Raw genomic sequence first — 25,809 nt, 5'->3', positions numbered from 1 at the left:
CACTTGAGCTAATCCCTTCATATGCTCCAGCTACAACTCACCCACGCCCTCTCTGCGGCATTTTCCCGCGCATGCAGATCATTAATTCCCCTCGAATTTTGCACAGAGATCGACGAAAATGACGGGTAGAGTTGAGCAAAGCTACTAACCGTTGTATTCAGGATATTTCCCTCTTTGTTCTAAATTCGAATCAAAGCTGTATCATCTTACAATAAGTGAGAACATCAGGATGATAACCGGAATCCCTAATATGACACCGGAGACGATGCTATGCCGCTTCTTATTCATGACTACAACAGCCACATACTCCCGAATCATGGCATTTGGCCAGTAATATAGAGCCGTCTTGGCTCCGATTCCTTGGCTGGGCAACCCTGCCAAACGCGCATACATGCCAGCCCGAAATAAATGAAAGTTATTGGTTGTGAAAATGCTGTTATATCGGCTGCCACCGCTTAAATCGTCCATAATCCGCTTGGAGAACACCATGTTCTCATAAGTATTCGTAGAACGATTCTCTTGAAGCGTATCCTCGATCGGAATCCCCTTATCCACTGCATAAGTTTGCATCGCTTCGGCTTCTGAAACTTGTTCATCCGACCCTTTTCCCCCGGAGAGAATGATCTTCGGCGGCATTGTCACCGCTTTTTGACGATTATAAAATTCAATCGCCTTATTAATGCGATTTGCGAGCAAAGGGGGAACTCTTTGGCCGATGACCTTGCTTCCGAGTACGATGATAAAGTTCTGATTCAATTTCGGATGATTGAACTGATACAGGAAATAAGCCGATAGGAAGCTGGACAGATCGATGAAGAAATAGAACAGTAAGAACGTTACCCCGGAATATAGAATTTGTACCCACCACGGCATGTAACTCACCGGTTGAATAATTGAAAGAACGATATAAGCCAAGATGCAGATTCCTAATAATAAGGCGAGATAGTTCGAAAACTTCCGTCCTTCTTTTTTGATTAAGATTCGCCCGTTAATCATCAAGAGGATCGCCAGGGCGAATCCCCCGAAGAGCAACACAAGAAAGATTAAAATGACCGGAAATATCGCCAGTATTCTCAAAATCGGAATATCGGACGTTATCGCCGCTAAAATACACATTCCACCTGTTGAAAGGGCAAATATGTTGAACAGAAAGCCATTAATAATTCGCCTTGGGTCCCGAAGATAGAACCAGAGGAATATAACCAATGTGACAAGCGGTACTATCCATAATGCAAGTATCATCTATGCTGTACACTCCATTCATCAATTACTTATAATGCGTGTTCAAAAGGGCCGTTTTCAGCGCCGAGAAGGTTGAATAAGCCAGGGACAGAGGAGCGGAGCGTAGGCGAAACCTACGTGAGCACTGTAAGGCCTGACTGAATTCAAGATTCGATGTCAAGTTACTTCTCAAATCAAAAGCGGACTTTTTTGAACAACCTCTTCTATGTATATATCGTTTCTTTGGCAGGTGGAGAATATTCCCCTACCAAAACGCCTTATAAGGATACCACAAAAAAAGAAAACCGCCCATCAAAGGCGGTCTTTCATGTAAACAATAAATATTTAGCTATGGCTATGTGTCCATCGATATATCATCCCAGCCTTCATCAAAGCGTCCGATCAGCCAGAACAGACCACGGCGTCTCTCCATGACAATGCTCTCACTCATGCCCGCGGGTGCCTCCTGACCATGGATTCTACGGTCTACGCATGCCCAGTGCAGCCTGTAGACCTTATCGGCTTCATCAAGAATTTCCGCCTGACTGCGCATCGATATCTCCCGATAGAAGTCCTCAAAAGAATCGCGTTGCGAGACAACCTGAATTGCATAGTCGCAGTCACAGACCTGATCGGGAAAATCAAGCTTTTCCACAAGCCCGAGCGCCCAGATCAACGCCCAATAAGCTTCATATTGCCAAGTTATATTGATTGCTGCCTGATTCGTCGGATGCTCGTCCTGCAGAAGCTCCCTTTCCTTGTCGGTCAGCTCTTCCTCCACGCCAAATTTCTGCAATAAATTGAGGATAAAGTCCCTGGATTCCCCAAGCTCTTCTCCCTGGGCAACATCGCAAGCATACTGAATAACGATCAGCAGGGCTATCGCCCTTCTGGCAATTTCCTCTGGCGTCTTCCACTGGCATTCCGCTGCAGGCGGAAGCTCAGGCATGGACTCCAGATAAGGTATACCGCGCTCTCGTATGTAGGAGATCGACGTTTGCTTTCTCCGCGCCCCTTCCTCAGATGTCTGCTGCGGACCCATAATTTTATTCGTACACGCATGGGGTCTGAAATTCGCCGGGCCCGAGCTTCCGTCCGGATGAACGACCGCCTGCCCGTCACTGTCAAGCAGGGTGCCATCCTGCAGAAATCCGATGCCGCCAAGCGCAGACATCAGTTCGAGACAGAGCTGCCATTGCCCTTCGTTCAGCTCCTTCTCCGCTTCGAGCGCAAGCAATGTATTAAAGACGGAAATTTGCGTTAACACCAGTTCCTTTAACTGCTCATCGGCAAAAGGGATACGGTCGTAAAAGCCCATCATCCCCGGAATATTTGCTTCGAAATAATCAGGATTGGCATCCTCGGTCAAGATTCGAATCGTCAGCTTCTGCTTTTTGAATAATGAATTGGATTGCAGAAGATAGTCACTGCCGTTCCTATCAATCTTATAGCTTCTCGCAAACACGCTCGTTATCTTGCCCTCCAGATCATCAATATCATTTTTGGAAGCAAATAGGGAGAAATATTTCAAAATCTATGACCTCCTCAAAAGTGCGAATAGGGTTAATTAATAATTCCCCCTTGATCACGCATCATTACCGCTGGCTTCAGCGGTATAACTTTAGCCTACTTGACCTCCGAAACGGTTGTCAAATGCACGAATGCATTTCTGATCCTTGGAGTTGTCAAGGACTGCGTATACAATATGCTCAAAGCATTTGCCGTAACCCTCCTTAATAAGCAGCTCATGCCACCAGCCCGCAACCTTGACCGGGTCATTGCGAAATACACCGCAGCCGTATGCTCCAAGAATCAGGTTGCGATCCCCGCGTTCAGCGAAAATAGCTAGGGCAAGACGCATGCGATCGAGCATGACTTGAAGCGCCTGCTCCGCATTTTCTCCCTTCAACAGCACCTGTCCATAGTTGACTGCTGGCAGCGTCAATACGGAGGCCGTTACCGGCCGCTCCAGCAGTTCAAATCGCTCATCCTGGAAAAATACCACATCCGGTGAATAGATCGCATGATGGGTATACATCATGGACTTGCAGGCACGGTTAGCCTTGTAATAACCTTCATTGCGCAGCTGAGTACCATATAGACCGCTGGATGCTGCAAGGCTCTCCTCCTGCGCCATTGCACCATTCAGGAAGCCGCCTCCGGGATTTTTGGCGCTGGCGAAGTTGAGTACACCAACCCGCTCTACCCCCGCCTGTGTGAAATCAAGGATTGCCTTGACTGTTGCCGCATTAACAACGTTCTGCTTCGCCTGCACTCCATGCGCAGGCGGCGTACAAGCGCGCACCAGCGTTTCCCCTTGTTCAGGCGTAATCAACACGCTGCGATCCTCGGAATGCTTCTGCTCCGCAGCGAAATCAACACGCCGTCCATTTACTTCATAATATCCTTGCTCGATATATTGCAGTGTATTTTGTGCAATTTCTTTTCGATTCATGGTAATCCCCTACCTTTTATCATCTAGGATCAGCTGATCCCGCACTTCAGTCAGTGCAAAGCCCAATAAGTTGCGTCCCCGCCATTTCAGCGGATTCTCCACATGAGGATCGTTATCTCCCATTCCTATCCCCCAGATACGGTCAAGCGGACTGGCTTCCACGAGAATCCGGTTCTTCGTCGATTTCAGATAATTCCCCAGCTGCAGATTTTGTGAAAATTTAGCCAAGTTGCCTCGCTTCACAATTTCATAGCAGTTTTGTTCCCAGATTTCATTGTCAAAGCTCTTCACGGCGCGACCATAGGCCTTCATCTCTTTCGGATGCCTGGCGTTCATAATCGCGGCTTCCATCTCCCCGTCGTTGAACAGGCGCGCCTTCTCCGCCATCATATATTGCTCCGTGCAGGAATAACGCTTGCCGTCCACCGTAAATTCGCACTTCCACCATTGGCTGAAGCAGCTCCGATTGATGCTGCCTTCAGACGGAGGCGTATGTCCCCAGAAGAACACATATTTCAACTTCTGTCCCGCATTATGAGCTTTGCGCAGCTCCTCGATGTTATAGATCAATTAAATCCTCTCCCTATTTCTCCGGTACAGCCTCGAAGGGCGATGACCGGCGTTCTCCGTATAATGATCCGTCTCTTCAACAAGATCGGCGATCTTGCGGCGGAATGCCGCCTTCAGCAGGTCTCGGTCCAAAATGACTTCATATACCTGCTGCAGTTCTGTTAAGGTAAACCATTTGGGCATTAAATGAAGCGCAATATCCGTATACTCGACCTTGCCCCGCAGCCGTTCCATAGCGCAGGCGATAATCTTCGCATGGTCGAAGGCAAGCCCTTGATTGGAGATAATAGCGTACTCCGTTGCCTGGGCCTGATCCGTCGATGTAATCTTCCGTTCTACGATAGCATTCAAGCAGATATCTCCATGGATCAGGCTAAGTTCGTATTGCCTCATCTTGATATACCCGTCCTCCAGCAGTTCCTTTGACTCCCGCAGCAATCGATAAGAGAGCTGGAACCAAGCGGCATGGTCCGCATCATCTCCGGCCTCAACCTCAACCTGACCGCTATCGATCAGCGCCATATAAGAGCAGCTCATCACCCAGGTGCGCGGATCGCGACCCGGTTCGCTGAAGGTGTACAGCTGCTCCAGGTAGACATGATCTACGCCGGTCTCTTCCCGCAGCTCACGCTGAGCCGCCTGCTCCGTCGTCTCCGTAGGGCGGACAAATCCCCCTGGCAGCGCCCACTGTCCCAGATATGGATGCCCGCCACGCTGAATGAGCAGGATGCGCAGCTCCTTCTCCGGCAGCTTGCGGTAATTATCTTCCTCCGTATCACTCACCGTAAAGATAACCATATCTGTAGCCACCGATGGACGCTCATAATCTCCAGCTCGATATTGTTCCAGGAACTCCCGTTCCGTCAACCCATTGCGATCCCTAAATTCCATTCATTGTCACCTGCACCGTCATCATAATCCAATCTTAGTAACACAATGTTATTATCAATTTATTACTAACAATATATGTTATAAATCCCACGTTGTCAACTTAACGTGGGATGCTTCATACGGAAGATTATGCGGGAAGCTCATGCGGAGCTTTTATGGATGCTCATTCGGGAGATGCTCATACAGGAGTTTTTGTGAATGCTTATCCGGGAGCCTCTTTATGAGTGCTTTTACGGGTTCTTGTGCGGGAGTTTCTACGGTTGCTCATTCGGGAGTTTCTACGGTTGCTCATTCGGGAGATGCTCATACAGGAGCCTTTTACGGGTGCTTATCCGGGAGCCTCTTTATGAGTGCTTTTACGGGTTCTTGTGCGGGAGCCTCTACGGTTGCTCATTCTAACGGAAGCTGAGTCCGCTATTTTGGTGAATTTGACGATTCTGGAATTGTAACGGAAATCCAATCCGCTATTTGGGGGATAATCCCCCTAATTTCGCTGAATAACTCCATTTAAGGGACTCCATTTCCGTTACCTTTCCAAATTCGCCTTTTCAAGCTCAATAACAGCACAGATTTCCGTTAGCCTGCCACAAAGAGGTGACTATTCTTGCCGCCCCAATATTGCCGCAGCTTTTCGTACCCCATGCTTTAATCCAAAAAGCGTACTGTCCAAAGCAACTGCCCAATTGATCTCCTATCTAAGCGAAGAAGACCAAGCGTGTCCAGAGTAAGGCATTTCACGGATTTGTACCCGCATTCCACAGCATTTTCCCTCACAGCGTTTTGCGTTTTTTGCCCTCTACGGTATTTCACCCGCATTTTACGGCTTTTGCCCTTTACGACACTCCACCCGCATTTTGCAGTTTTACCCATTACGGTATTCCACCCGCATTTTGCGGCTTTTGCCCTTTACGACATTTCACCCGCATTAGCGGCTTTTTCCCCTTACGGCATGGCCTTATAAAAATAACCTTTCGGATAGCTCCTATTGCAGCATCAGATCATTTAAATACCGTGGATACAACAGTTTTCTCAGTTTCAATATGCCAGCGGTTCATCCCTGCGGATTTGAATCTGACGCTGCACCTGGTTGGATGCTTATTGTGCTAAATTTACTTACGCTGCTTACTGCAAGAACCGGCCACCGATAAAATACCCCAGCGAAATGAACAAAATAGTCCACACCAAGGCTCCTGTACAGCAGAAGACGATATATTTTCGAAATGGAAGATGGGAAATCCCGGACATATAACCGGAAACATGGCGGATGCCGGGAATAAAATACGCGAATACAATCGTCCAAGCACCGTACTTGTTGAACCAATTCTTGACCTTATCGTATCGTTTGGGAGTCAGTCCAACCCATTTCCCGCATTTCTCAATAATCACTGAACCCACTCTTCTCCCAATCACATAAGTAATGGCCATTCCAGTCACAGAACCGATAAAGCTAATAATAATGGCTAAAAAATAGTTCAATATGTGTTCTGATGCTAAGTAACCAACAAACAACATCAATGTCTCGTCCGGGATCGGAAGTCCTACAATCCCCAGCGCCAACAATACTAGAATTGCGGCATATCCATATTGCGTTATAAAATCAATAGCTGTCTCCATAATATTATCTCCGATTATTTCCTGATGCTGATATTCTTAAGTGAAGGGAACGGAATACGGCTGACCATTAAAAAGGATAATACCACGATAAACGCAATAATGACCGATGGTTTCAAATGGTTCGTAAGCGACAAGCAGGCCAATAAAGTACCGGCGCAGGTGATAGGCATGCCCGTAAATTGAGGGCTTGATATCGAAATGTTGAATCTAGCAAGTCTTGAGGCACCGCATACTAGAAATATAATGGCTGCTACAGCACTCAGCCAATGAAATTCCCCGGTTCTATGCAATAAGACCAGAAACACGGGCGCCACGCCAAAAGAAACAATGTCCGCCAAGGAATCCAGCTGCTTGCCAAAATCACTGCTGCAGTTCATTAGCCGTGCCAGGTACCCATCGAACACATCAAAAAGCGCTGCAATTGCTATAGAAAATAGAGCAAGCCGATACTGCTCGTGAATCGTTAATATCAAAGAGGTAACACCCGCAGATAAATTAACGAATGTACAAGTGTTAGGTATGAATTTCCAACTCATTATAATTCTCCTTTCTGAGCGGGGGATTCTTCTTGTTGAAATTTATAGCCGACGCCAATCACGGTTCGGATAAATTGTGAATCATAGCCAAGCTTCGACCTCAGCTTCTTAATATGCGAATCTACAACTCTGTTATCTCCCTCGAACTCAATTCCCCATACCCGGGCGATAATGGCTTCACGGGTCACAACCAGATTCTTGTTGTTGATGAGAAGCAGCAGGAGTTCATACTCCTTGGGCGTTAATTCAACCTCTACACCATCTACTTCCAGCCGGTGCGCCAGCGTATTAAGAACGGAAGAACCGAACAGGAATCGATATCCATCCGGTTTGTAATTGTCTATAACACGTTTCATTAACGAGTTTGCCTTGGCAACCAATACCTTTGGACTGAACGGCTTCGTCATGTAGTCATCCGCGCCAAGCTCATAACCTAGCAGCTTATCCTGGTCCGCCGATTTGGCCGTTAATAGAATAATAGGAACCCCTGAACGAAGCCGCAGCTCTTTGCATACCTCAAATCCATCCATCTGAGGCATCATAATGTCTAATATGACCAGGTCGGGATAAAGGGCCTCGAACCAGCTCAATGCATCGCGCCCATTGTCCGTCTCCGTGACCTGCCAGCCATCCTGGATGAAATAATCCGAGATCACCTCTCGAATCCGCGCTTCATCCTCCACTATAAGCACATGTTTACTCACGCTATTCCTTCTTTCTGGATCTGTTTCCATTCACAGCCGAATCCTGGTTGAACTCCAGATCGTCTGAATGAACTATCCGCGGATCAGACCGGGAACTCGACGATAAATTGAACGCCATCCTGCAGATTTCTCACCGTATAGCTGCAGCCATGCAAATCCATGATTTGCTGTGCAATCGAGAGTCCCAGGCCGGTCCCCCCGGTCTGCCGACTGCGCGAGGCTTCACCGCGATAGAATCGCTCCCAGATGAGGTCAAGCTGCTCTTCGCTAAGGGTTTCCCCTTGGTTGGACACGGACAAGGTAGTAAGGTCCGGTGTACTGATCACCTCTATGAGAATCGTGCTTCCTGCTACTGCATGACGAATAGCGTTCGTTATCAGATTCAAGACGACCTGCTCGAACCACAGCGGATCAGCCGGTACAGGCTGTTCATTAACCGGCACTACGACAATCTCCAATCCCTTATCCTGCAATGGGTACATCAGCCTGCTGGCGACCTTCTCCACCAATTCACTGAGCATAAGGGATGTTTTTCGCAATTCGATGGTTCCCGAATCCAACCTGGCCAGATCAAGCATATTAGTAATCAACATCTCCATCTTCTCTGCCTCTTCGACAATGACGGAGACGTAATGATCCTGTTTGTTCAAGTTCACCCCGTCCTTCAAGCCTTCGGCGAAGCTCTTGACGATACTTAACGGGGTTTTTAGCTCATGGGACGCATTGGTGAAAAATTCCTTCTGCGTCTTTTCCATGCGTTCCTTCTGTTCCATATCTTTCTGTAATTGCTGATTCGCTTCTTTTAGCTCGCGCAGCGCACTGTCCAGCTTCTGCGACATCGTCAGCATACTCATAGACAAGCTGCCTAATTCATCCTTCTGCCGAATCGGTTTTAAGGATCCAAATTCAAAGTTGAGCATCTTTTTGGCCATTATATTTAATGCAATTAAAGGTTTTGCAACCATTTTGGAGAAGAAGAGCGCCAAGATCAGAATCAGTATAATCCCCCCGCAGCCAACATAAATGAACAACCAACGCAACGCCTCATTCGCATCGCTAATCTCCTGTAAGGAGGTTACGGTAAACAGCAGATCCTTTTTCCCATTCTCCTTCATGACCGGCTCAATAATAATAAAATTGCTTGTGCCGCTCCATGGCTCCACCCACTGGAATTCCTGCTTAACCATCGAATTAAGCTGTTCCTTAACCTCCGTTGAGAGCGGAAAATGCTCATACAAAGCGAACATGAGCAAGCCCTGACGCTGGTTCCAATTCTTGATATTCGGCAGGACAAGATCGACGACAGTACCCGAGATTTGCGTGGAGTCATTATCATAGTTCTCGCCAATTGAGGCGGGGCTGAAATTCAGCTTATTGATTTTATCCGGGTAAAAGACCACAACGGATTCATCCTCACGAATGTCCTTCTCGCCCCAAATCGTTAGCTCGTCTCCAATTTTCAAGTTGGCATCCCTGAACTTATCCGGATTCATACTCATAAAAAGAGATAGCGCCACGAGAACCCTCTTATGATCGGGAAGCTCCAGCACCAATCGGTAAGGGTCTTCCATCACCATATTTCCGTCCATATTGACGACAGCCAGCTGACTGCGGCTATGGCTCATAAATTTGACAGCTTCCAGCAGAAGCTCTCTGTTATCTGCCTTCTCCTGCGTATATTTCAAGGCGAATTTATCCAGTTCCCGCTCCACCTTAGTTATGCGGTAATTCTGATAGAACTTCTCAAAGAAGAAGAACTGCGACAGAATGATCATAAGATAAAAACAGGCAAAAAAGATGACAGATAAAATAAACAGTTTGAAGGTAATGCTTCTATTTCTCATATTTTCACCTACAGAATTCTCTGTAATCAGACTTTTCTCGATGTATACACTATAACTCAGTCATTTGTTCTTTATGTGTCCTGCAATGCAACTACTTTTACGACAAGCGCCATATAGCTATAACGACAAACGATGCGGGATATTTACATTTAACGTAGTGTTTCCTCATATGTCTAAGAAAATCACTTCATTTGAAAGACCGTTTTCGACTGAAAACTCTGATGACCTCTATCCATCCTCCAAGCAGGAAAATAGTATAAAGCATCGGCTACTCTATTGCAGTGACATTAGGAGGTTTCAATTCAAATCTCCCAGATCGCGGATAGCAAGGATGCCCGGATTAAAGAATAACCTGTCCGGATTGATTATCCCCCATCGACTATCGATAACGGAATGAGGACAAGGAAAATTTTAGTTGTACAAGTCATTTTCCCTCATAGGATATAACACAGGGCTAAGGTTTGGGGGTATGAATATTGAATATATGGATCAGCCATTTATTGCTTGGACTCTCGTTGGCTGCGCCAATCGGGCCGATTAATGCCGCTCAGATAGACCGGGGGATCAAGGGAGGTTTTCTCCATGCCTGGTTAGTCGGGCTTGGCGCTATGGTAGCGGATGGGATTTTTATGCTGCTTGTATATTTTGGCGTTATTCACTTTCTTAACATTCCATTTATGAAAACGTTCCTTCTGTTATTTGGTTTCTTCATTCTGACCTACATCGGAGTGGAAAGCTTGCTTACGGTCGGCAAAACGGGAATGGAAATGCGTGGCGGTCATGAATCGCATGTAAAATCCTTTAGCGCCGGATTCGTGATGTCCATCTCTAATCCCCTCTCCATCCTGTTCTGGATGGGGATCTACGGATCGGTACTGGCGGATATGATCGCTAAATACGACGCCAAAAGGGTGCTGCTCTACAGCTGTGCTATCATGGCCGGCATCATGTTGTGGGATGTGGCCATGGCCTTGGTGGCCAGCATGTTTAGACGATTCCTGACCGGGCGCCTTATCGGCGCTGTCTCGGTCATCTCCGGTCTATCGCTTATCGGATTCGGCCTTTACTTCGGATATGAGGCATACCGTATTTTGTTCGGGAATTAATGCCTGGGGAAAGCTGGGCTTCTTCTTCACTCTTGGACAAATCCTGCTTAGCCCCCTCAGCCTTATTCCAGAAATGCCGCATGATTAGAGTAACGCACCCGATAATGACGATAAATCCGAGACTAATAAAAAATCCGGGCCGGCTGATTTTATGAAACAGGGTCCCCACCAGCGTCAGGCTGATCAGCGCCATCCCGATGTAACGCTTGGCTTTTCCCCAGCTTGTAAGCTTAAGCAGCTTTCCTGACATCAGCAAAATAAACAGCCAGTTGTATAGAAGCATGATTCCTGCGGCCGTGGTGATGTATTCATATACGCTTCTGGGCATTAAAAGAGCAAACACAACCGAGGCGAGCAGCCCTGCCGTCGTCAAGCCTATAGCCGGTAAGGGCTTCTTTCCTTCCACTTTTCTCCCTCTAATAAAAAATCGCGGTGCGTCCCCGTCCCTGGCTAGAGTAACAATCATAGTCGTGACCGCAAATAATGAGGCAGTCATCGTGGAAAATCCGGCAATAATGAGGACGGCGTTGAACAAATGCGGAACAAAGGACAGCCTGTAATCCACGAGAGCCACGACAAAAGGGCTTTCTCTGACTGTATAGGATTGCCAGGGCTCCAGAATCAGCGCCAGACCTATTGAGATGACATAGATGAACATCAGCAGCAAGAGCATGACCTTGCCGGCCTTCGGGGATTCCTTAGGATCTTTCAGCCGCATTGTCATGAGTCCCAGCGCTTCCAGACCACCATAGCCGTAAAAGGCGAAAATAAGCCCCGCCCAAAACCCAATCAAACCATTGGGGAACCAGTCCCTGGGAATGGACGGTCCGTGAGCATGGGTCCTGAGGACGCCGGCAATCGCAAGTATGGCAATCACTAGAAACATGAAAATGGCCGCGATCTTCATTACAGCAAAAATGCTCTCCATCCGTTCAAACCCTTTGGTCCCGATGAAAATAATGATAAGACCCAAAATGCCATATCCAGCAGCAAAGCACCACATCGGTACTTGCTGGAACCAAAATCTTGAGAACAAGGCAAGTGCTGTTAGCTGGCTTCCCATAATCAGCAGCTCTGACGACCAGTACACCCAGCCACTGCTGAATCCTGCCCAACGGCCGAAGGCCTTCTTGGCGTAAGAGCGGAAAGAGCCCTCCATCGGATCATCCGCTGTCATTTGCGACAGCTTGTCATAGACCAAATAGGCTCCAACAGCTGCTAATACATAAGCAATAACTGCCGAGGGGCCCCCGAGCTGAATAGCGATATGGGACCCCAGAAAAAAACCTGTACCTACCGTACAGGCGACCCCAAGCAATGACAACTGCCACCACTTCAACTTCTTCTCACTTGTCGCAGGGCTTTTATTTTGAGACACCATAAACTCCCCTTCATCGAAATTTAGGAATCTCTGTTATCATCCCCCAGGGTGTTGGGATTATGTAGAATCCGCGGGCATATAGGGTGTTCCGCCGCCTTTCGGCCACCTAAACCTTTTTATAAATCAAGAATATACCATGCGTCACAAGCGAAATGCTCTGTCGCATTCAGAGGCTTGTCTAATTGCTTAAACCCTTTTTTGGCATAAAACTTGTTAGCCGCAATCATGTTGCTCAGCGTCTCCAAATAACATTGCTTATAATGATGCTTGGCGAAATCAAGGGCAGTCTCAAGCAAATGACTCGCTGCTCCGGTTCCACGCGCTTCTTGCAAAGCATACATCTTCTGCAGTTCACAGACTTCAGGGAAGCCAACCACCGGTCCAATCCCGCAGCCGGCCACAATCCGGTCATCTAGCTCAACGACCCAATACTTGCATCTCTCTGTACTATACAGATGATAGAAATCTCCTAAATTGGGGTCGGCCCACGCTGTGCCCGGTTTATTTGCGCCAAATTCTATCAGACAGGTTCTTATGAGCTGCTCAACCTGCTTATTATCTGTTTCCTCAATTTCTCTTATTAGCATGTATGATTCTCCTCCCCTCAAGAAATAATATAACATGAACTTTATTAATTCATGTAGTGAATAACTTATATGTTTAATAAAAGGATATGCGCAACAAAAAAAGCCGCATTCCTGCGGCTTATCTAAGGTATCGACCAGGACGGTCCGGTTCATATTTCTATTTCAATACGCTGCCTCCATATAGGAAGCGATTTTGCCAGGAGGATGAAAAATCAGTCACAACCACACCGCCCGCTTTTTGCGAGTACGTGTGCAGAAGCTGTCCATCTCCCAGATACATAGCTACGTGAGTAATCCGCTGCTGCGATTTATCGATTCCACTGTAGGCGGAGCTGCTCGAGCCTTTATAGCTCATAAAGAACACGATATCTCCACGTTTGAGCTTGTCTATGCTATAGACAGGTGTACTGTTCTCCTTAATCCATGTCCCCTGCTTTCTTGAATCGGTAGGGAGAACTATGCCCGCACCTTCTTTAAAGATTTGCCGAATGAAGTCGGAGCAATCAAATGTTGTCGTCGTGCTGCGGTTAGAGCCAAACTCATAAGGGGTACCCAAATATTTCATTCCCGTTTGAATTACTTTTTCAATCGTAGAACTGGCTGTGGCCTGACTCTGAACATTTTCTGTTGTGGTATAGGATGATGCCATGTCTTTGGCAGATGCTGCATGCGATGGAGTTGGAAGAGTAACGACCGCCGAGACTACTGCAGTAACCACCAGGCTGCCGATCAAGCTTTTCTTAAAATTAATCATATGTTGTTCCTCCTCTGAGATGACAATTTTGTAACCTATAGGGTATGCTCTGCCAAGCAGAAGCGAATATCCTAATCTGTGATTCTATTATCTCAGGGTGGAAGCGATAACACAAAGCACTATTTGTGACAATAGAGGATTAATTTAGGGGATTTTAGCGAAAATATACTCTTTATTTCTAATTCATAAAGAATTTGGATGGTAACACATTTGTAATAAAGGGCCATTCCTTACTGCAGCTTTTTGCTACAGAGAAATGGCCTTGTGTATATAACCGGCTGCTTGCTATTTGCTTTTGTATACTGTTGGATCTAAGTTCTGTTGGATTACTGCTCGGCCAACTTCATGAAATTTTCCGCTGCCAGACGAATAGCCAGAATGCTCCCACTGTTCAGAGAATTATCAAAGAATAGAACGTGATTTTCTTTAACCGCTGTGAGCGATTTCCATACGTCCATAGCTTCCTTCTCTTGAACCGCTGCCTGAGCCGTCTTAAGATCATGCTGGATAATAATATAATCGGGATTCATCGCCGACAATGCCTCCAGCGATAGCACTTGCCCTTCTTCGGGATATCCCTCCGGCTTCAACAGGCCAAATCCCGTGACATCATTGTAATAGACTGTATTCTTGGCACCCTGAGCAGTAAAATTAGCTTTTCCGTCAACCCGCAGCAATGCAAAGCTCTTCCCCTTCACTCCGCTCATCTGTTCCTTCGTCTTCGCAATGGTTTCTTTAGTATCGTTGATAAGCTGTTCTGCCAATGATTCTTTGCCTATAACTTGGGCACAGAGCATCGTGGCATTCTCCCAAGTATCTCCATAGTCAATTTGCACAACAGGAGCAATCTTGCTTAGCTCATCATAATTCGCGTCAACATGTCCTTTAAAAGTTACAATCACATCCGGGTTCGCCGCGATCACCGCTTCCAGATTCAAGTCTCTGCCGCTGCCCAAATCAGCGATTTCAACCGTTCCTCGGTATGGCTCCAGGGTTGCAAATTCCTCCAACGCGCTTTTGGCATTACCCGAAGCGACCGGAGGCGTATCCAACGCCAAGAAGTAATCCAAGTACAGGGGATGAAGCACAACAACGCGCTCCGGCCGTTCCTGGAGTACAATCTCATGACCGACAGCGTCCGTGATCGTTCTGGGCCATACGCCTGTATCCGTTGCTCCAGCTTCAGACGTATTGTTCACGTTCGACTGCCCGTTATTGCTATCGCTCACTGAAGGCGAAGCCGCTGGCGCAGCGGCGCACCCGGCCAACATCGCAGTCACAATCACCAACGCAGCTATACTACCTAACCATCTCTTCATATTGCTTCCTCCAGCCTGTCTTTAACTCTTAATATATAAATGCTGCATCAACTCACGATTCTTTTGCGTAAACAGATCATTGTGTGAGGACACCATTCCATGCTCATTCGCATCTGGCGAAATATACTGCTTGGCCTTGTTCGCCGCGTTCGCGGCATCTTGGAAAGCCCCGGCAATCAGGTGAAGCTTGCCCTCATGATGCAGAATATCACCGGCGGCATAAAGACCCGGCACCGATGTCTCACTCGACGGATTGCCTGCAATCCAGTAATCCTTCAGCTCGATTTGCACCTCGCTGTTGGCCAGCAATTCTTTATCGCGTTCATAGCCATGATTAATGATCATTTCATCGATTTCCAATTCAAACACAGCGTCCGTCTCATTCGTTCTCAGCGCCACTGTCTCGATCCGCTGATGATCCTCCGACGCAATCAGCTTCTCGATCGATGTATTCAGCAAACATTCCACTGAGCTTCTCTCAAGACGTGAAACCTCTGCCTCATGTCCTTTTAACGTTTCTTTGCGGTATGTCAAATAAACCCGCTTGGCAATCGGCTCCAGTTCATTTGCCCAGTCGATGGCTGAATTGCCGCCGCCAGAGATTAGCACTGTCTTGTTCTTAAAGCGCTCCAGTGATTTTACGGTATAATGCAAATTCGTTACCTCGAACCGTTCCGCTCCCTCAATATCCAGCTTGATCGGCTTCAGAATCCCTCCCCCTATAGCCAAAATGACTGTCTTGGAGTAATGCTTCCGACCGGATGCGGTGTGCAACACGAAATGATCTTCATCATCCTTGGCGATGGACGTTATCTTCTCTCCTAGAACGACTTCCGGTTGAAAGGTCAAACCTTGAGCTACCATTTGTTCAATCAGCTGCGAGCCGGGAAGCGGCGTCAAACCGCCCACATCCCAGATCAGCTTCTCGGGATAGACATGTACTTTTCCGCCCAGGAAGGGCTGAAATTCAACAATTTTCGTCTTCATTTCACGTAACCCACTATAAAATGCGGAGAACAGCCCGGCAGGTCCACCACCTACAATCGTGACATCAAACAGTTCCTTATTATGCATCTCTCAATCTCCTCGCTTTAATTGGCTATTTCACCGGATTCCTGGGTAGCAGCTAGCATCCACTAATCCCTAGATGCTCCTTCAAAGTTGAACCCGAATATTCACTTCTAAATAAGCCCAGCTCCACCAATCTTGGCATCAGCTGCTCGAAAAACAGCTCCATCGATTGTTCCGAGCCGCCTGGAAGAGCGATAAAACCATCGATGGCCCCTGCTTCATATCTCTGAATAATGTCATTCAATACGTCCTCCACCGTTCCAACCGATACCCAGTGCGCGGAGCCGAGAACTTCCGGTCTTGACAGCACCTCTGCCACGGTCGGCTGGTGGTTGATAATATAGCGGCGGAGCAGTTGGGCATGCGTTCGGCTGCGGACCGGCTGATCCGGATCAGGAAGCAAATCCTCAGTTACTCGATAATCCAGAGCAAAGCCGCTTAAATCCAGGCCCAGCACAGATTTTAACGATGCTAATCTCCGTTCGGTGCTTAAATGCGCATTGGCCGCCTCGAACAGCTCTTGGGCCGCCTCGCGCGTATCGGCCAGGAAGAAATAGAGGCCCGGCAATATTCGGATCGTATTCGGGTCCCGCCCGAACTCCTCTGCTCTCCTCCTCAGGTCATGCCGCAACTCAACTCCAGACTCGACGTCCGGCATCGCCGCGAAGATGGCATCCGCAACAGAAGAAGCGAAATTCCGACCGATGTCCGATGCTCCTGCCTGGAACAGCGGGATATTTCCCGATGGATGAGCAGGCAAGGTGAGCGGTCCCTGGACCTTATAGAACTCTCCGGAATGATCGATCGGGGACACTTGCTTAGGGTCCGTAAATTGGCCTGATTCACGGTCAATCAGCACCGCTTCATGCGGGAAGCTGGCCCAGAGCTTAAGCACTATATCAGTAAATTCGCTCGCCCGCGCATATCTCTCTTCCGGGGATGGCATGGCAGCCATGCCAAAGTTCTCAGCTCCTTCGATCGAGGTTACAATATTCCAGCCCGCACGCCCGTTGCTAAGCCAATGCAGGGATTGCAGCTGTCTGGCAACAACATACGGCGGATTAAAAGTAGTGGAGATCGTGGTAACAAGTCCAATCCGCTCCGTCTCACGAGCGATCGCCGCGAATATCATCGTCGGATCAGGACTGCCGAAATTAGCGGAATCGCCCAGCATCTGCGGACTTACATATAGATAATCCGCTCTAAACAGAAAATCGAGCTTGGCCTTCTCCGCCAGCTTGGCTAATTCGATATAATAATCGATCGAACTCATTCTCTCTACGCCGCTATCCGGACGTCGCCAGCCATGTCCCTTCATCCAGGTTGCTGATAAAGAAAATCCGATACATAATTGCCGATGTGCATTCACTTTGCTTCTTCCACCCTTTCCCCACTCTGAAAATCGTCATTCGTTCAGAAATGGCACTAATCTCGAAATGCTTTGAAGAGAACAGAATAATCATTAACCGTTTCGTTATCAATGATTATCATTCTCAATTGATAGTGTAGCAAGGACTCTAGCAAATGCAAATACACAAATAGTAAATGCAGCATGCACAATTATTAAAAATCGCTATCCCTGATCTATGAATCTTTTTGCTCGCATCCAGGTGAAACTTGAATGCAAGCTTGCCGCGCGTATACGGATGGGGACACTCCGAATCTTTTCTTAAACGCCCGGCTGAAATAAAGCGGATTAGCATAACCGACACTAACTGCAATATCACGAATCGGGAAATTGCCGACCCGCAGCAGCTCGCTTGCTCTCTCCATCCGATATTGGATAACAAAATCAATGGGACGGACACCTGTATGCTTATGAAAAAAATAAGAAAATTGCTTAGGGCTCATTGCATGTATTTCCGCCAGTTTTTCAAGTGTTAAGGGGTTCATATAATTTCTCTTAATATAGGCAACGGCTTCTTCTATGGCTGCAATGTCGGTCGAACCGCTGAGCTCCCGATTTTTATGCCCAACCAGCACTTGATGCATAATGCTTAGAAACAGCTCCTTCGCCCGAAGCTTTCCCAGCCCTCCAGGGGTATGGATATTCTGCTGAAGCATCAGCAATAATTCTATCACTCGCGGAATCACTCCGGATTCCAGTCTGAAATGAGCATTGCACTCATGATGGCTGTTCTCTGAATAGTGCTTATCCAGATTATAGTAAACGGAATAGTACTCAAGCTCAGCTTCACTTGTAACCTGCGCTTCCATCTGCATGCCTGGGGCTGCGTGAAATACAGAGCCCGGCTGCAATTCATAGACGGTTCCGTTGACGATTATTTGGTTGGATCCACGGGTTATAAAGAGAAATCCATACTTTAAAGTTCTGAACTCCCGCAACAGGCTCTTCGGCTGGATCACCAGACGATATACACTTTGTATCTCATAGGAATCATTAGCGAACACTTCCGCCAACCGCTCCACATTTATCATAGCTTCACACCTGCTCCTCATATCATTCTTGCCACTTGGACCCATTCAACGCTCCAAGTTATTGGCCTACACTTTAGTCTATTATATTTTGAATATAAAATCGTCGATTCTCAAGTCGGACTTTCTTTCTGATCTTCTATCCCCGGTTTTAAATACAAAAACAGCGGGCCGGAGCTTCAGCTCCGCCCGCTGTTTATTCTCGCTTTAATTCACTCCCGTAACCCAGAACGCCTCCCAAGCTCCCCCAATCGTATCACTGGAAGCAAACAGCTTGCCTCCGTTCTGTTGATCCGCCTTAATATATTTGCCGTTGGCAACCGCATAGATTGCATATTCATAATCCTTGATCTTCTCAAGGTAGAATTTCTCCCAGGTGCCAATGCTTGAACTGCGGGCCAGAAGCTGATTTTTCTCATCCACCACCGCGCAGACATATTTATTGTTGGCCATCGATTGGAAGGAGACCGTTCCATCCCCATTATTCACTAACTTGAAGGTTTCCCAGGCTCCACCATTGGAATTCCGATCGGCTACGAGCGGGTCCTTGCCTCCATTCTCCGCACTGACGACCTTCTTGTTTACGATCGCGGTCAACGTATAACCCCCCTCGTCAAAATTCCCGAGGGTTACTTGCTCGACCTTAATCGAAGAGGTCTTGTCATTGAAATCGCCAAGAGACGGCGCATCCGCCAGCAGGACCTTGGCTCCGCCTTTATAAAGATCATCCGCATACAAGGTAACCTTATAGCCTTGCGGAACCTTCAGCGATGAGATTGTATCGTTGCCGATGCCTTTAGAGACCAGATCGTTATAGGTGTATTCGCCCTTGCTCAATTTAATGGACTTGCCTTGATAGCTCGCATGTTCATAAAATTCTGCGGACTTATCGGTTAGAGAGCTGTCAAAGTCCAGTCCGGAAGAGTCGCCCATTTTTGTGATCTTGAAGGCTTCCCAAGCCCCTGCCACCTTATCCTGAGTCGCTTCCAGCCTGCCGCCCGAATTCAGATTCGCCTGGACGAATTTGCCATTGGCCAGCGCCTTGATTCCGTAATCGCCGTTCCCGGTACTAACTAGCTCAAACTTCTCCCAGGTGCCGATGGAGGCGCTGCGAGCCAATAGCTGATTACTCTCATCGATTACCGCACAGACATACTTTTGATTAGCCATCGATTTGAAGGAGACGGTCCCGTCACTGTTATTTTCCAGCCGCAGGGTCTCCCAAGCCCCTCCTACAGAGGCACGATTGGCTGCTAATGGCTCAGCCCCTCCATTCTCCGCGGAGACAACCCCGCCGTTGGCAACCGAGGTCAGATAATATTCCCCATCCGCGAATAACGATGAACCGCCACTGCCGGGATCTGTTGATCCTTGCAAATAAGGCTTGATCACATTGTAGATTTTGCTATTCACCGCACTGTAATTTGCGCCAACCTTGGACCATTTCTGACGGATCGTCTCTTGCGAATCACGGTAAATATCTACCGCTTCCGCATTGAGATTGTAAATGCCCCAAGAGTTGTTGCTGCCTGTGACTTTATAAGTCCAGGTGGTCCAATGCCAGCCCTCGCGATTAAATGTAGACAACGTATTCTTCCAGGCGTCCTCCACATCAAAGGATGTAAATTCCCCTACGAATGTCGGCACTCCATAATTATGGCTGCGGATATCCGCCACTTTGCTCGAAATATAAGCCGCTTGGCCGGGAGCACTGGTCACTGAATCCCACGGGTAATAATGATATTCGTAGACGACGTTAGTCCAGCCATATTCCTGCGGATGCGGCAGGTTCGCAGCATCCCAGCAAGATTCCATCATGATGATATGATCACCATCTACTGCCCGAATCCGATTATAAATTTCGTTGTAGAAATCCCATTGCGTACGGCCTGTCGCCGCGGCTTTAATTCCCGGCTCATTCAGAATGTCATAAGCGGCTATAGCCGGATTCCCCTTAAAGTGTTCCGCTATTTTTTCCCATAGCCATAAGGTCTTCTGGCGGTTATTCGGATTTCCGTACAATTGATTGCCATCATTGATCTCTCCGGAATGGTCCATACCGTTCTGAGAACCAAATGCCCCATGCATATCCAGAATGACATAAATCCCCCGCTGGCGGCTGTTCTCCACAAACCAATCCAGACGCGCCCATGCATCCGCTTTCAAATTTCCGGAATCATCCACCAAATTCATGTACGTAAAAGGTAGACGGACAACAGTCATTCCCATCGCAGAAATATTATCAAAATCCTGTGTGGTCCAGTAATGGTCCTCATAGACAGAAATAAGCTCATCCCGTGCGGCGGCGCCGAAGCGGTCCTTGAATGTATTCATCATCGTCTTCTGATCCGGAGCGTTCGTTGGGTTCATCCACGACTCCTGAACCAGCCAGCCTCCAGCATTTGTACCCCGCAGGTATACATTGTTTCCCGTTCCCTTGGATTTACGGATGGATGTACCGTTCGTCTTCAAAAAATCGCCATCCGACAAACTGCTCGCCGCATTTACCACATCTGTATGCCCCAGACTCCAATCTGCCACAAGGGCCCCCAGCAGCAAAATCGTTGATAGAAAAATTCGAAATCCCTTTTTATGAAATCGATTTCCTTTTACCATACAGTACCTCCGATTTTAAATAGTTATAAGCTTTGGTAAAGTCGCTTAGTAAGATTCACCTCCCACCGACCGGAATAAAAACGTTTTTATTCTCGGGCCTAAGAGAAATATAACAGACCCCGATTGTCGAAGTCTGTCATATTTTGAAGTCTGCCGATTTTTTATTATCCCATAGTTATTGCTCTTCTATGGCTGCTCTTAAATCATAGTCATCAAGCTGAATATCCAACTCCATTCCCAAGGCCAGCTTGGCAAGCTGACCTCCGATATATGGACCCATGGTAAGTCCGGAGGCTCCGAGACCATTAGCCGTAATAAGTCCTTCCCAACCAGGGATTTGTCCGATCACCGGCAAAAATCCAGGGGTAAACGGCCGAAAGCCGACTCTAACCTCCTGGAAGGTACTGTCCGCCAAGCCTGGCGCTAATGTTAGCCCTTTGTTCAATATTTCCTGCATTCCACCTGGAGTTATTCTTGTATCATAGCCCTGAACCTCGTTCTCATGAGTCGCTCCAATCACGATCTTTTGGTGCTCGAACGCAAGTAAATATTGATCGGATGGTGGCATAATCACAGGCCAATTCCCTGTATCCTGGCTATGCTCAGCCCGTAAATGCATAATTTGTGCTTTCTGGAAGTGAACGTTAAAGTGAATGCCGAGAGGCTGAAGCAGCTCCCTGGCCCAGGCTCCCGCACAGACAACCGTCATGTCCGCAGTGTAAATGTCTGTACCCACCCGAACTCCTATAATTTGATTTCCCTGGAACTCCAGCACAGCATTTCCCTTAATCCGCTTCGCCCCATGTCTCTCTGCTGAACGCAGCAAGGCATCCCGTAGAGCACGTCCATCTATACGGGCTGCTCCGCTAATATGAACGGAATGATATCCTTCTTCCAATAATGGGAACCTGCGGTGGGTTTCTGTCTCATCGAATCGCGTGATCTCGCCAATCTCCGGCGCATCCGCTTTGCGCTGCTGGGCCCGTTCCTCCATCCTGATTACTTTCTCCAGATCATGGTGAATGCTAAGTGCGCCAACTCTAGCGTAACCTGTCTCTGTCTCCCCCTCGTTCACCAGCTCTTCGATGAATTTCGGATAGAAGCCCGCACCTGCTTTGGCCAGGCGATACCAGGCCTGATTGCGCCGCTGCGATAGCCAAGGGCAAATGATGCCGGCCGCTGCATCCGTGGCCTGTCCTTGTTCTTCACGATCTATAATAAGTACATCATCTGCTCCCATTTTAGATAATTGATAAGCCGTTGATGCCCCCAAAATCCCTGCTCCGATAACAATATACTTCTTCATGATGAGATCCCCTTCTATTTCAACACCTTCAGTGTCAGATCATCTACATATTGCTTGGCTTCCAGTAGCGACATTCCATACAAAGCTCTTGATTTCTTTATAGCTTCGATTTTCTTGCCCTCATGTATTAATCGAATAACTTCATCTTGCCCAGAGTACGAGATTGATCCCTCCGCTTGAGCTGTGGGAACTGCTTGGGTTCCCGGGAACGGCATCGCTTTGATCCGCGCCTCTAAGGCAGATACTTTGTTATACACACTTAGACATGCGATCAAGGCAATAAGGGAGATGAAGAGTGCTAAATATTCCATGAGCCATATCCTCCTTGTCTGTTACGTAAATCCATTATAGCTTATTTAGTCCTCTTCCTTCATTCCAGACGAATATCAGCAAACCCAATTGTTTGGATAGGCAGCCTTGTTGTGAGGGGACATTCGCGTATGATAATAAGCTTATAACGAATTAGTAGTCAAAAACGAGGTGCAAATATCCATGGACATATCCAGGTCTATTGTTGAAGGTCCTTTATTATTTTCAGGATTCTCAATCAGGCTGCAACATCCTGCTCCTCTTAGTCCCTTCGCATAACCGCGGCCTGGCTGTAAACATGGAAATTTCCAGCCTGCAATACGGTTACATACGTAAAACACCCTTGATCATCTATCGGAACCGTTCCGGTTAACCAATGATTACAAGGGTGTCTTCCACTTCTATTATGCTGAGGAGCCAGACTCAAATCAGTCTTCAATTGCAGCAAATAATTGCTCCTCGAAATGCAGGTCAAATACCTTGCCGGTAAATTGCTGTTCAACCTCTTCATAAGGCCCGATCCTAAGGCTGTCGGTATGGATTTTAATCCGCTGGATCAATCCGTTCTCCACATCCAGCAAAGCTTGGATCAACCCCTGCGAGGTTCTTCTCTCCAGTATTACGTCGTATTTCGGGCTTTCGCCGTAGAGCCATTTGGAATCCGCATACAAACTTAACTGCGCCGGAATGTAGTTTTCATTATTATATCTGAGCAGCTGCACCTCTCCATAGCTTTCTGCAAAGCTGGTGACCAGCAGGTCAATCAAATGATCGACTGTACAGGAAGGAGCAAGCTGCTGTAGATTAACGACCCTGCTCTTCACGGATGTGATTCCCTTGGCTTGCATTTTTAGCTTCGAGGGTCTAAGCACCCGCCCTAACTGGCTCAAATCTACATTTACCATCAGAGTTCCGTGATGAAATTCATGACCGTTCTCCGCATAGAAGGCATGTCCGGAAAATTTCTGTCCCTGGATGGTCAGATCATTTCTGCCAGAGCACTCAACCGCAACTCCCAGGGCTTCAACCGCTTTTTTAATCACATCCAACTGCCGTTCCAGATCTTTATGCTGCTCCAGATAAATGAAAGTAAAGTTCAGATTGCCCAGATCATGGTACACGGCGCCTCCGCCCGAGATCCGTCTGGCCAGCCGGACTCCGTTAGTCGCCAGTTGCAGTACATCGCATTCAAGATACGGATTCTGATTTCTGCCGATCACAACCGTCTTCTCATTTTGCCATAAATACAAGATGACCTCATCCGAGTTAACGCCTCGCAGCAACGCTTCCTCCAACGCCAGGTTATAGTACGGGTTATGCTCTTCGGACAGGATAATCCTATTCATCGTAATGCAGAGCCCCTACTCCAAAGCCGAGTATCGCCTCATGAATCACTTCACCCGTCGTAGGATGTGCAAAAATGGCATGGGCGATCTCTTCCTCAGGAATGCCTGAGCCGATCATGATCGTCAATGTACTGATCAAAGCCGATGCTTCTGGCCCAATAATCGAAGCGCCAATCAGCTTGTTGCTGTCCAGATCCTTGACCAGCTTGATGAAGCCCCGTCCCTCTCTCATCGTTAATGCTTTGCCATTGGCCTGGAATGGGAATTTGCTCACTTGAATGTTCCTGCCCAGGAGTCTGGCCTGGTCTTCATTCAGACCCACCTCAGCGATTTCCGGTGAAGTAAATATTACATTAGGCACCATTTCATAATCCATATGAGCAGCCGTACCCAGAATATGATCCACAGCCGCTATTCCTTCATGGGAAGCGACATGGGCCAGTTGAATTCGGTTCGTGACGTCGCCAATCGCGTAGATATGAGCCAGCGAGGTTTGTAAATGCTCATTAACCGCAATCCCTTTTCGATTGTCGTTCAGCTTGACGCCTGTCTTCTCAAGCTCCAGCCCATCTATATTCGGCGTTCTGCCAATTGCAACCAGTACCTTCTCGCTCGTTATAAACTTTTCGACTCCACCCTGTTCAAAGATAACGACGGCTTTGCCTGTCTGGTCCTTTTCGATCCGGGTCACCTTGGCTCCGTTAAATACGCCGATTCCCTGCTCGGCAGCAATATGAGCGATCTCTTCCGAGACGTCTTTGTCCACCATCGTCAGCAGCCTGTCGCAGAATTCTAAGACATTGACCTGAATGCCAAAGTTGGAATAGAGAAAAGCGAATTCCATACCGATGACGCCGCCGCCAATAATCGTAACCGAGCTGATATTTTTTCGATAGGCCAGAGCTGAAGTGCTGTCCATGACAAACTCATGATCGATTCCAGGCAGAGCAATATCTGCGATCTGAGATCCGGTGGCAATAATGGTATTGTCGGCTTCGATCGTATATTCATCTTTTCCATTCTTGACGAGCACATGGTGATCATTTAGGAATGAAGCGTCGCCTTTAATGACGCGAACGTTATTTTTGCCAAGCAGATACTCAATCCCTGACACCAGGCTGCCCTTAATCTCATCCTTCTTATCGATCACCTTGGCCATATCCAGCTCAATTTCCTTCACAGAAAGACCAAAATCATCGGCATGCATCATTTGGTGAAAAACTTCGGAGGATTTGATTAAGGCCTTGGTCGGAATACAGCCCACATTCAGGCATGTTCCTCCCATGGAATCCTTCTCCACCAGCACGGTTTGAATACCTTTCTTGGCTGCGTAGAGGGCAGCGACATAACCTCCCGGCCCCGCGCCGATAACCAGCAGATCAGTTCGTACATCCTCCTTCTTCCCTTTCAGAAGCCCGCCGAAATAATCCAGCTTCGGTTTTACTTCTGACGGCGCCGCGGCAGTCTCTTCGGCAGTCATCTCAAATAGGCTCTGACCAATTTCAATTTCCTGCCCCTCATCGACCAACACTTTCTCGATCTTGCCTTTATATTTAGAATGTACAGGTGAATTTCCTTTCTTGCTCTCTAACTGAAGTAAAGGTTGACCAATTTCAATCTGATCTCCTTCGGCAACATTCAGCTTCCCGATTTTCGCCTGCTTGGCGTGTCCTGTGAGCTGTTCCAGCTTGATAATCATGATGTTCCCTCCGCTGATTCATTAGTGGTTGGCCTTACTTGAAG

22 protein-coding genes are annotated in these 25,809 nt (G+C 47.6%); 1 reads left to right on the top strand and 21 read right to left on the bottom strand.

What is annotated here, in order from left to right; all coding sequences use genetic code 11:
* Positions 1–201: 201 nt before the first annotated feature.
* The 9 genes from DMN77_RS10370 to DMN77_RS10330 all read right to left on the bottom strand — a co-directional run bounded on the left by DMN77_RS10370 (position 202) and on the right by DMN77_RS10330 (position 9,835).
* The gene (locus DMN77_RS10370) at positions 202–1,239 is read right to left on the bottom strand and encodes a YdcF family protein (protein ID WP_148466619.1); all 1,038 of its coding nucleotides are present in this window, start codon (positions 1,237–1,239) and stop codon (positions 202–204) included.
* A 337-nt stretch (positions 1,240–1,576) separates the two neighbouring features.
* The gene (locus tag DMN77_RS10365; protein WP_068781320.1) at positions 1,577–2,752 is read right to left on the bottom strand and encodes a DUF4272 domain-containing protein; all 1,176 of its coding nucleotides are present in this window, start codon (positions 2,750–2,752) and stop codon (positions 1,577–1,579) included.
* Between the two features lie 90 nt (positions 2,753–2,842).
* On the bottom strand, positions 2,843–3,676 hold the full coding sequence (locus DMN77_RS10360; protein ID WP_179014806.1) for a TIGR02452 family protein: 834 nt from the start codon (positions 3,674–3,676) through the stop codon (positions 2,843–2,845).
* 9 nt (positions 3,677–3,685) lie between these two features.
* Complete coding sequence (locus tag DMN77_RS10355) at positions 3,686–4,246, bottom strand: riboflavin biosynthesis intermediates N-glycosidase (protein WP_179014804.1); 561 nt, start codon at positions 4,244–4,246, stop codon at positions 3,686–3,688.
* On the bottom strand, positions 4,247–5,137 hold the full coding sequence (locus tag DMN77_RS10350; RefSeq protein ID WP_179014802.1) for an NUDIX hydrolase: 891 nt from the start codon (positions 5,135–5,137) through the stop codon (positions 4,247–4,249). It lies immediately after the preceding gene.
* Between the two features lie 1,122 nt (positions 5,138–6,259).
* The gene (locus tag DMN77_RS10345; protein WP_179014800.1) at positions 6,260–6,751 is read right to left on the bottom strand and encodes a DedA family protein; all 492 of its coding nucleotides are present in this window, start codon (positions 6,749–6,751) and stop codon (positions 6,260–6,262) included.
* Positions 6,752–6,765: 14 nt separating this feature from the next.
* Entirely contained in the window at positions 6,766–7,287 is a 522-nt protein-coding gene (pssA, locus tag DMN77_RS10340) for a CDP-diacylglycerol--serine O-phosphatidyltransferase (protein WP_068781325.1), read from the bottom strand.
* A complete protein-coding gene (locus DMN77_RS10335) occupies positions 7,287–7,991 on the bottom strand; it encodes a response regulator transcription factor (protein ID WP_068781502.1) in 705 nt (234 codons plus the stop codon). The genes pssA and DMN77_RS10335 overlap by 1 nt, the downstream gene beginning before the upstream one ends.
* An 83-nt stretch (positions 7,992–8,074) precedes the next feature.
* Positions 8,075–9,835 carry a HAMP domain-containing sensor histidine kinase gene (locus DMN77_RS10330; protein WP_068781326.1) on the bottom strand — a complete coding sequence of 587 codons (1,761 nt, stop codon included), beginning with the start codon at positions 9,833–9,835 and terminating at the stop codon, positions 8,075–8,077.
* Positions 9,836–10,311: 476 nt separating this feature from the next.
* On the opposite strand from DMN77_RS10330, the gene DMN77_RS10325 reads away from it, so the two are divergent.
* Positions 10,312–10,941, top strand: a complete 630-nt coding sequence (locus DMN77_RS10325) for a LysE family transporter (RefSeq protein ID WP_068781327.1) — start codon at positions 10,312–10,314, stop codon at positions 10,939–10,941.
* Here the strand turns inward: DMN77_RS10325 and DMN77_RS10320 are convergent.
* The 12 genes from DMN77_RS10320 to lpdA form a co-directional block, all read right to left on the bottom strand.
* Positions 10,883–12,319 carry an amino acid permease gene (locus DMN77_RS10320; RefSeq protein WP_068781503.1) on the bottom strand — a complete coding sequence of 479 codons (1,437 nt, stop codon included), beginning with the start codon at positions 12,317–12,319 and terminating at the stop codon, positions 10,883–10,885. The genes DMN77_RS10325 and DMN77_RS10320 overlap by 59 nt on opposite strands.
* 119 nt (positions 12,320–12,438) lie before the next feature.
* Positions 12,439–12,909: a GNAT family N-acetyltransferase gene (locus DMN77_RS10315; RefSeq protein WP_179014799.1), complete on the bottom strand. Its 471-nt coding sequence runs from the start codon at positions 12,907–12,909 to the stop codon at positions 12,439–12,441.
* Positions 12,910–13,066: 157 nt separating this feature from the next.
* The gene (locus tag DMN77_RS10310) at positions 13,067–13,663 is read right to left on the bottom strand and encodes a C40 family peptidase (protein ID WP_082790118.1); all 597 of its coding nucleotides are present in this window, start codon (positions 13,661–13,663) and stop codon (positions 13,067–13,069) included.
* 326 nt (positions 13,664–13,989) lie between these two features.
* Entirely contained in the window at positions 13,990–14,982 is a 993-nt protein-coding gene (locus DMN77_RS10305; RefSeq protein ID WP_179014797.1) for an iron-siderophore ABC transporter substrate-binding protein, read from the bottom strand.
* A 21-nt stretch (positions 14,983–15,003) separates the two neighbouring features.
* Positions 15,004–16,056, bottom strand: coding sequence for an NAD(P)/FAD-dependent oxidoreductase (locus DMN77_RS10300; protein ID WP_179014796.1), 1,053 nt, complete (start codon positions 16,054–16,056; stop codon positions 15,004–15,006).
* A 52-nt stretch (positions 16,057–16,108) separates the two neighbouring features.
* The gene (locus DMN77_RS10295; RefSeq protein WP_148466610.1) at positions 16,109–17,422 is read right to left on the bottom strand and encodes an NtaA/DmoA family FMN-dependent monooxygenase; all 1,314 of its coding nucleotides are present in this window, start codon (positions 17,420–17,422) and stop codon (positions 16,109–16,111) included.
* Positions 17,423–17,637: 215 nt separating this feature from the next.
* Positions 17,638–18,492: an AraC family transcriptional regulator gene (locus tag DMN77_RS10290; RefSeq protein ID WP_179014794.1), complete on the bottom strand. Its 855-nt coding sequence runs from the start codon at positions 18,490–18,492 to the stop codon at positions 17,638–17,640.
* A gap of 204 nt (positions 18,493–18,696) precedes the next feature.
* Entirely contained in the window at positions 18,697–21,105 is a 2,409-nt protein-coding gene (locus DMN77_RS10285) for a cellulase family glycosylhydrolase (RefSeq protein WP_179014793.1), read from the bottom strand.
* A gap of 175 nt (positions 21,106–21,280) precedes the next feature.
* The gene (locus DMN77_RS10280; protein WP_179014791.1) at positions 21,281–22,411 is read right to left on the bottom strand and encodes an NAD(P)/FAD-dependent oxidoreductase; all 1,131 of its coding nucleotides are present in this window, start codon (positions 22,409–22,411) and stop codon (positions 21,281–21,283) included.
* A 14-nt stretch (positions 22,412–22,425) separates the two neighbouring features.
* On the bottom strand, positions 22,426–22,722 hold the full coding sequence (locus DMN77_RS10275) for a hypothetical protein (RefSeq protein ID WP_068781334.1): 297 nt from the start codon (positions 22,720–22,722) through the stop codon (positions 22,426–22,428).
* Between the two features lie 426 nt (positions 22,723–23,148).
* Positions 23,149–24,066: a lipoate--protein ligase gene (lplA, locus tag DMN77_RS10270; protein ID WP_179014789.1), complete on the bottom strand. Its 918-nt coding sequence runs from the start codon at positions 24,064–24,066 to the stop codon at positions 23,149–23,151.
* Entirely contained in the window at positions 24,059–25,765 is a 1,707-nt protein-coding gene (gene lpdA, locus DMN77_RS10265; RefSeq protein ID WP_179014788.1) for a dihydrolipoyl dehydrogenase, read from the bottom strand. Before lpdA ends, lplA begins: the two co-directional genes overlap by 8 nt.
* Between the last annotated feature and the right edge of the window lie 44 nt (positions 25,766–25,809).

This window comes from Paenibacillus sp. 79R4, assembly GCF_013393165.1.
Taxonomy (GTDB): domain Bacteria; phylum Bacillota; class Bacilli; order Paenibacillales; family Paenibacillaceae; genus Fontibacillus.
Note: the sequence above shows the minus strand (reverse complement) of the source record. Positions and strands in the feature narration are given on the sequence as shown.